The sequence below is a fragment of the Streptomyces hirsutus genome (assembly GCF_001418415.1).
GTDB classification, from domain to species: Bacteria; Actinomycetota; Actinomycetes; order Streptomycetales; family Streptomycetaceae; genus Streptomyces; species Streptomyces hirsutus.
Window position 1 is genome coordinate 1 of the sequence record NZ_LIQT01000200.1, and the last position, 7538, is coordinate 7538.

Consider the following 7538-nt stretch of genomic DNA (forward strand, 5'->3'; position numbering starts at 1 on the left):
CGGCCGGATCCGGCCGCAGAGCAGGGCAGGGAGAGGGAGGGGAAGAGACGTGGGTGAGAGCCACACCCCGCCGCGCGGCTCGACGCGACCGGACACCTCGGTGGCGCACAACGCACGTGTGTGGAACCACTGGATCGGCGGCGAGGACAACTACGAGGTCGACCGGCAGGTCGGCGACCAGATCGCCTCGATCATCCCCGTCATCCGGGACATCGCCCGCGCGGACCGGGAGTTCCTGGGGCGGGCCGTCACGTACCTGGCCGGGGAGCGGGGCGTGCGGCAGTTCCTCGACATCGGCACCGGGCTGCCCACCGCGGACAACACCCACGAGATCGCCCAGCGGATCGCGCCCGACTCCCGGATCGTCTACGTCGACAACGATCCGACCGTGCTGATGCACGCCCGGACCCTGCTCGCCGGCACCGGGGACGGCGCCACCGACTACATCGACGCCGATGTCCACGACCCGGACGCCCTGCTCGAACGGGCCGCCGGAACCCTCGACTTCGACCGCCCGGTCGCGGTGATGATGCTGGGCATCCTCAACTTCGTCCTCGACGCCGAGAAGGCGCGCGGAACCGTCCGGCGGATCATGGACAGGGTCCCCTCCGGCAGCTTCCTCGTCCTCACCCATCCCACCTACGACGCCGAGGTGGGCGGTGAGAACCAGATCCCCGCGATGGAGTTCTGGAACGAGAACGCCACTCCCCCGATCACGGCTCGCAGCGCCGAGGAGATCGCCGCGTTCCTCGAAGGGCTGAACCCGGTCGAGCCCGGTCTGGTGTCCTGCTCGCAGTGGCGCGCCCGGGCCGGCTCCGCCCCGGTGGTACCGCAGTACGGCGCGGTGGCCGTGAAGCCCTGACGCGTCCCGGATCCCCCTTCGCCGCCGGCCCGGCCGAACCCGTCGTGGAGGACAACACCACCGCGGAGCGGCCATCCTCGTCAGCCCGAACCGTCGAAAGTATGATCAAACAATGTCTGACACGACCGAAACCACGCCGGGTTGGCTGTCCTCCGACGAACTGGAGATGACACGTGCCCGCATGCCGATCCTGTACGTCGAGTCCGTCCCCGTACGTGTCGACGACAGCGGCGAAGTCACCAGCGTAGGCCTGCTGTTGCGCATCGGACCGGACGGTACGGTCAGCCGGACGCTGGTCTCCGGCCGGGTGCTGCACCACGAGCGCATCCGGGACGCGCTGCTGCGCCATCTGGAGAAGGACCTCGGCCCGGTGGCGCTGCCCCGTGTCCCCGCCTCGCTCCAGCCGTTCACGGTCGCCGAGTACTTCCCCACGCACGGTGTCACGCCGTACCACGACCCGCGTCAGCACGCGGTGTCCCTCGCCTACATCGTGCCGGTGACGGGTGACTGCCGGCCCCGGCAGGACGCTCTCGACCTGGTGTGGTTCAGCCCGCAGGAGGCGCTGTCGGAGGCAGTGCAGAGCGAGATGCCGGGTGGGCACGGGGTACTGCTGAGGCAGGCCCTGGCGCACGCGGGCTGCCTGAGCTGACGCGGCGCGGGGTCGCGCCTCCGCCGTACGACGCAGGTCACGCCCCGTGCCGTTCACCGGCCCCGCTCTCTTCACAGCCGGATCAGACGGCACGCCAGATGTTGTCGAAGGCCGCCGTCTCGATGGCCCGCCGTTGCCGCACACCGGCCAGTTCGACGACGGCTTCGTTGACCGCGGCCAGCACGGTCACCACCCGGTCGTCGCCGAGATCCGTGAGGGCGTCGCGGCCCTCGGTGCCGTCGTCCGGGTCGCCGTCGTACCGGGCGCCGACGCCCGCGGCGGCGGCCAGGGCGGTGAGCACGGGTTCGTGCGCCGCCCAGCGGTCGTTCGCGTGGCGGCGCGCCGGCGAGTCGGCCAGCGCCGACGGGTCGATGCTCAGCGACGGCTTCCGGGCGCGCCAGCGGGCGGCAGCCGAACCCGTCGTCCCCCACTCCGCGAGATACGCGGCCACCAGGTCGCGGCCCCGGCGCCACAGCCAGTCCTCGACCGGCTCGTGAGGTTCCTGCCGGACCATCGAGGACGCGGCCTGCCGCAGCAGGGGGTCGTCGGTGGCCGGCTCCGCCGCGAGCTCCGCGGCCTGCCGCGGGCCCGGCACCACCCGGTCTCCGTCGAGGTCGGCGGCCCCGGCGTCGATGAGGTCGATCAGCTCCGCTCCCGCGAGCGCCAACGACAGATCTCCCTGCTCGACGGACGTACCGGAACGTGTGTCGATGACGACGACGAGCAGATCCCGCGCTGTGGTCATGAGCGGCTCCACATCAGAAGGGGCGGCAGCGAACGAGCGGCCACACGTGTCGGCAGCTCCCACCGCTGCCCACGGAAACGACGGAGGCCGGCTCATCATTCCCGGGAGGGCGGCTTTCGGCCTGTGGTGAGGCCGCGCCCGGGAACGGTCGAGGGGCGGTTTCGGATTCCTCCGAAACCGCCCCTCGATCTGCGACTTCGTTAAGTCGGGACGACAGGATTTGAACCTGCGACCCCTTGACCCCCAGTCAAGTGCGCTACCAAGCTGCGCCACGTCCCGTTGCCCGTCTGACCTGGTGATTCCCCGGCGTCGACGTGCACGGAAACAATACCGCACCCAGGGCGGTGATCGCGCACCCCTTTGTCCGGGGCTCCGGGGCGACCCTTGACCTCAAGTTCGGTTGAGGTCGCACGATCGCCGTATGACGATCACCGAGGAACACACACGCAGGACGACGGCTGCGTACGACTATGCGGATCTGCCCGCGCTGATGGGCAGGATGACCGGCGACGAGAAGCACGGGCCGGCGGCGACCTCCACCCTGGACGTGCTGTGGGTGCTCTACGACCGTGTCCTGCGCGTCTCGCCGGAGCGGATGGACGACCTGGACCGGGACAGGTTCCTGCTGTCGAAGGGGCACGGGCCGATGGCGTACTACGCCGTGCTGGCCGCCAAGGGCTTCGTGCCGGTGGAGTGGCTGACCGGGTTCGGCTCGTACGACTCGCCGCTCGGCCATCACCCCGACCGGACGCTGGTGCCGGGTGTCGAGATCGGCAGCGGATCGCTGGGGCACGGGCTGCCGATCGCGGTCGGGACGGCACTGGGGCTGCGCGCGCAGGGACTCGACGGGCCGGCCGTGTGGGCGCTGATCGGGGACGCCGAGCTGGACGAGGGCAGCAACCACGAGGCGATCGCGTTCGCCGGTCCGGCCGGGCTGGCACGGCTACACACCGTCGTCGTGGACAACTCCTCCGCCAGTCACGCCCGGCCCGGCGGGATCGCCGCGCGCTTCGAGGCGGCGGGCTGGTCCGCGCTCACGGTCGACGGCCGTGACCACGAGGCGCTGCACACGGCGTTCACCGCGCCGCATCCGGGGCGGCCGCACGTGGTGGTGGCCCGGGTCGAGCCGAAGTACGCGTGAACCTCCCCTTTCCCGCTTCTTCCTCCTGCTTCTCCTTCCGAAAGGACCCCTCCCGTGGAAACCATGCGTGACCGGTTCGCTCCCGTCGTCACCCGGCTGCTGGACGAGGACCCCCGGGTCGCCGTCGTCCTCGCCGAGATCGGCGCGGACGCCTTCGCCGATGCCGTCCGCCGGTATCCGGACCGGGTCGTCAACGTCGGCATCCGGGAACAGCTCCTGGTGGGGGCCGCCGCCGGGATGGCGCTCACCGGCCTGCGGCCCGTCGTGCACACGTTCGCCAGCTTCCTCGTCGAGCGGCCGTTCGAGCAGGTCAAGCTGGACCTCGGTCATCAGGACGCGGGCGCGGTGCTGGTGAGTGCCGCCGCCTCCTTCGACTGGCCGGCCGGCGGCTACACGCACATGGCACCGGGCGACGTGGCGCTGCTGGACACCCTGGACGGCTGGACCGTGCACGTGCCGGGGCATCCGGACGAGGCCGAGACCCTGGTGCGGCACGCGGTGGCCGCCGGGGACGACAAGGTGTACGTGCGGCTGTCCCTGCAGGCCAACGCGCATCCACTGCCGGTGGACGGCGAGCGGCTGCGCACCGTCCGCGAGGGCCGTGCGGGTGTGGTGGTCGCCGTCGGTCCCGTGCTGGACGCGGTGCTCACGGCCACGGAGGGGCTCGACGTCACCGTCCTGTACGCCACCACGGTCCGGCCCTTCGACGCGGCCGCCCTGCGCCGGGCCACCGAGGCCGCCGGGACGGACGTCGTCCTGGTCGAACCGTATCTGGCGGGCACGTCGGTGGCGGCGGCGAACGACGCGTTGTCCGACGTGCCGCACCGGGTGCTGGGGCTGGGGGTGGGCCGGCGGGAGCTGCGACGGTACGGGCGGCTCGAGGAGCATGTCGCCGCGCACGGTCTCGACGCCCGCTCGCTGCGGGAGCGCATCGGAGCGTTCACGGCGGCCGGAGCCCTCCTCCGGCCGCCGTCCACGGCCCCGGAACGTGTCATGGCCCACTGACAACGCCCCGGGGGTTCAGTCCCCGGGCGGCCGGCCGAGCCGGGGATACGCCTCGAGCAGCCGGGGCGGGGCCGCCTGGCGCCAGGAGTCGGCGAGGATGTCGTGCAGTTCGTCCTCGTCCTCCAGGGCGGCGAGGCGGACCCGGACCCAGGCGAACTGCGCCTCGTGGTCCGCGATCCAGAACTTCTCCGGCTCGGCGAGGGCCAGTTCGTCGCGCTCCTCCTTGGGGCAGCGCACGGCGACGGACGTCTCGTCCTCGGGCAGGGTGACGAACATCTTCCCCGCCACCCGGAACGTGGGCATGCTCCAGGCCACTTTCTCCGTCGTGTCCGGCAGGGACAGCGCGATCCGTCGTACGTCTTCGGCATCCGGCATGGCAGGCAACGTAGCGGCTGCCACTGACAATCACCCGGTGGCGGCGGCGGAGAGGAGTCCCGGGGCCTCCTCGCCGCTCCGGGCCCTGCTTCCGGCTCGGTGTTCCGGGCCCTACGCTTCGCCGGCGGCCTCGCCGAGTGCGTCCAGGACCGGGCGGATCAGCGGGTGTTCCTCGGCTCCCCGGCGTACGGCGGCGAAGACCCGGCGGGTCGGCGCGACACCGTCGACCGGGCGGACGACCACGCCGGTCAGGTCCATGCCGCGCAGCGCCGAACGGGGGACCAGCGCGACGCCCACGTCCGCCGAGGCCAGCGCCACCACCGCGCGGAAGTCGTCCGAGGAGTGCTCGAGCAAGGGCTGGAATCCGGCGTTCTCGCAGGCCAGGACGACGACATCATGGCAGGGGTTGCCGGGGTACGGGCCGATCCACGGGTCCTTGGCCAGCTCGGCGAGTGGTACCTCCGCGGTGTCGGCCAGCCGGTGGGTGACGGGGACGACCGCGTCGAAGGGCTCCGCGTACAGCGGTACGTGGGACAGGCGGGGATCGTCGGCGGGCGGCGCCCCGCGGTACTCGACGGCCACGGCGACGTCGACCTGCCGGTCCAGCAGCATCGGCAGGCTGGCGTCGCCCTCGGCGTCCTGGACGCGGATGCGGATACCGGGTGCCGTCGCGGCGAGGCGGACCACCGCGGGGACGACGACCTGGGCGATCCCGGTCGCGAAGGAGGCGACGGTGACGGTGCCGGCCGCGCCCGCGCCGTACGCGGCGAGTTCGGCCGCGGCCCGCTCCAGCTGGGCGAGGACCACGTTGGTGTGGCCGAGCAGGATCTCGCCGGCCGGGGTCAGCCGTACGCCCTTGGCGCCGCGCTCCACCAGCCGGTGGCCGGTCTCCTGCTCCAGTGCGGCGAGCTGCTGGGACACCGCCGACGGGGTCAGGTACAGCGCGGCGGCCGCCGCCGTGACCGTGCGGTGGTCGGCCACCGCACGAAGGATGTGGAGCCGCCGTGCCTCGATCATGGAATCGATTCTCTCAAACACCCCCGCGCGCCCCACCCGGGCGACTCCCACGGGCAGGGCGCGCGGGCAGGTCGCGTCAGGCCCCGCTCAGGCGTCGAGCTCCGCCCGTGCCGCCACGAAGGCGTCCACCGCGCGGTTCACGTCCTCGGTGGAGTGCGCGGCGGACAGCTGGACGCGGATCCGGGCCTGTCCCTCGGGCACCACGGGGTAGGAGAAGCCGATCACGTACACACCGCGCTCCAGCAGCAGCTCCGCGAGGCGTCCGGCCCGGGACGCGTCACCGATCATCACCGGGGCGATGGGGTGGTCGCCGGGGAGGATGTCGAAGCCCTCCTCGGTCATCCGGCGACGGAACAGGGCGGTGTTCTCGCCCAGCCGGACCCGCAGGTCGCCGGCGGACTCCAGCAGGTCGAGGACCTTCAGCGAGGCCGCGGCGATCACCGGGGCGAGCGTGTTCGAGAACAGGTACGGCCGGGAGCGCTGGCGCAGCAGGGCGACGATCTCCGCGCGGGCGGCGACATAGCCGCCGGAGGCGCCGCCGAGCGCCTTGCCGAGGGTGCCGGTGAGGATGTCGACGCGGTCCATGACCCCGTGCAGTTCGGGCGTGCCGCGCCCGCCGGTTCCGACGAAGCCCACGGCGTGCGAGTCGTCGACCATGACCATGGCGCCGTGGCGGTCGGCGAGGTCGCAGATCTCGGCCAGCGGTGCGACGTGGCCGTCCATGGAGAAGACGCCGTCGGTGACGATCAGCTTGCGCCGCGCCCCGCCCTCGGCGGCCTCCTTCAACTGGCGTTCCAGGTCGGCCATGTCACGGTTGGCGTAGCGGAAGCGGCGGGCCTTGGACAGCCGGATGCCGTCGATGATCGACGCGTGGTTCAGCGCGTCGGAGATCACCGCGTCCTGCGCGCCGAGCAGCGTCTCGAACACGCCGCCGTTGGCGTCGAAGCAGGACGAGTAGAGGATCGTGTCCTCCTGGCCGAGGAACGCCGACAGCCGCGCCTCCAGCTCCTTGTGCACCTCCTGTGTACCGCAGATGAAGCGCACCGAGGCCATGCCGTAGCCCCAGCGGTCGAGGGCCTCGTGGGCAGCGGCGAGCACCTCGGGGTGGTCGGCGAGGCCGAGGTAGTTGTTGGCGCAGAAGTTGAGGACCTCACCGGGCCGGCCACCCGCGGTGACGTTCACGGTGGCGGACTGCGGGGTGCCGATCACGCGCTCGGGCTTGTGCAGTCCGGCGGCGCGGATCTCGTCGAGGGTGGTGCGGAGGTCGTCGCGCACGGAGTCGAACATGGGGAGGCTCCTGAAGGTGCTCGCGGAAGGGAGGAAGGACCGGGGAGGTGACAACGAGTTGGTCGAGGAGGGCTACGCCGTCCAGTCGAGGATGATCTTCCCGCTGCGGCCGCTCGCCGCGTCCTCGAAGGCCGTCTCGAAGTCGCGGTGGGAGTACCGGCCGGTGATCACGGGGGCGAGGTCCAGGCCGCCCTCGAGGAGCACCGACATGGCGTACCAGGTCTCGAACATCTCACGGCCGTAGATGCCCTTGAGCGTGATCATCGAGGTGACGATCCGGGACCAGTCGACCGGGAACTCCTCGGCCGGCAGACCGAGCATCGCGATCCGGCCGCCGTGGGTCATGTTGGCGATCATGTCGCGCAGTGCCTCGGGGTGGCCGGACATCTCGAGGCCGATGTCGAAGCCCTCGCGCAGGCCGAGGATGCGCTGCCCGTCGGCGATCGCCGAGTCCCGC

Annotated in this window: 9 protein-coding genes and 1 tRNA gene; 4 read left to right on the forward strand and 6 right to left on the reverse strand. The window is 72.0% G+C overall.

Annotated elements, in window-relative coordinates:
• The first annotated feature begins 49 nt into the window (after positions 1 to 49).
• Together AOK11_RS15995 and AOK11_RS16000 are read left to right on the forward strand one after the other, a co-directional pair.
• Positions 50 to 862 (forward strand): SAM-dependent methyltransferase, encoded by an 813-nt coding sequence (locus AOK11_RS15995; RefSeq protein WP_055594397.1) that lies wholly within the window; start codon positions 50 to 52, stop codon positions 860 to 862.
• A 112-nt stretch (positions 863 to 974) separates the two neighbouring features.
• On the forward strand, positions 975 to 1511 hold the full coding sequence (locus tag AOK11_RS16000; protein WP_055570771.1) for an NUDIX hydrolase family protein: 537 nt from the start codon (positions 975 to 977) through the stop codon (positions 1509 to 1511).
• An 82-nt stretch (positions 1512 to 1593) separates the two neighbouring features.
• Here the strand turns inward: AOK11_RS16000 and AOK11_RS16005 are convergent, their stop codons facing one another.
• Both AOK11_RS16005 and AOK11_RS16010 read right to left on the reverse strand, forming a co-directional pair.
• Positions 1594 to 2256, reverse strand: a complete 663-nt coding sequence (locus AOK11_RS16005; RefSeq protein ID WP_055594398.1) for a GPP34 family phosphoprotein — start codon at positions 2254 to 2256, stop codon at positions 1594 to 1596.
• Positions 2257 to 2461: 205 nt separating this feature from the next.
• A tRNA-Pro gene (locus tag AOK11_RS16010) sits at positions 2462 to 2535 on the reverse strand.
• A 142-nt stretch (positions 2536 to 2677) separates the two neighbouring features.
• Between AOK11_RS16010 and AOK11_RS16015 the strand changes: the two genes are divergently transcribed.
• Together AOK11_RS16015 and AOK11_RS16020 are read left to right on the forward strand one after the other, a co-directional pair.
• Positions 2678 to 3397 (forward strand): thiamine pyrophosphate-dependent enzyme, encoded by a 720-nt coding sequence (locus AOK11_RS16015; RefSeq protein ID WP_055594399.1) that lies wholly within the window; start codon positions 2678 to 2680, stop codon positions 3395 to 3397.
• 54 nt (positions 3398 to 3451) lie between these two features.
• Positions 3452 to 4402, forward strand: coding sequence for a transketolase family protein (locus AOK11_RS16020; RefSeq protein ID WP_055594400.1), 951 nt, complete (start codon positions 3452 to 3454; stop codon positions 4400 to 4402).
• A 15-nt stretch (positions 4403 to 4417) separates the two neighbouring features.
• Here AOK11_RS16020 and AOK11_RS16025 read toward each other — a convergent pair whose 3' ends face one another.
• From AOK11_RS16025 to AOK11_RS16040, 4 genes are all read right to left on the reverse strand, one after another.
• Positions 4418 to 4777 (reverse strand): MmcQ/YjbR family DNA-binding protein, encoded by a 360-nt coding sequence (locus tag AOK11_RS16025; protein WP_055594401.1) that lies wholly within the window; start codon positions 4775 to 4777, stop codon positions 4418 to 4420.
• Positions 4778 to 4888: 111 nt separating this feature from the next.
• The gene (locus AOK11_RS16030) at positions 4889 to 5794 is read right to left on the reverse strand and encodes a LysR family transcriptional regulator (protein WP_055594402.1); all 906 of its coding nucleotides are present in this window, start codon (positions 5792 to 5794) and stop codon (positions 4889 to 4891) included.
• Positions 5795 to 5881: 87 nt separating this feature from the next.
• Positions 5882 to 7081, reverse strand: coding sequence for a glycine C-acetyltransferase (locus AOK11_RS16035; protein ID WP_055594403.1), 1200 nt, complete (start codon positions 7079 to 7081; stop codon positions 5882 to 5884).
• Positions 7082 to 7153: 72 nt separating this feature from the next.
• On the reverse strand, positions 7154 to 7538 hold a 385-nt coding region (locus AOK11_RS16040; RefSeq protein ID WP_157869370.1), incomplete at its 5' end, for a zinc-binding dehydrogenase.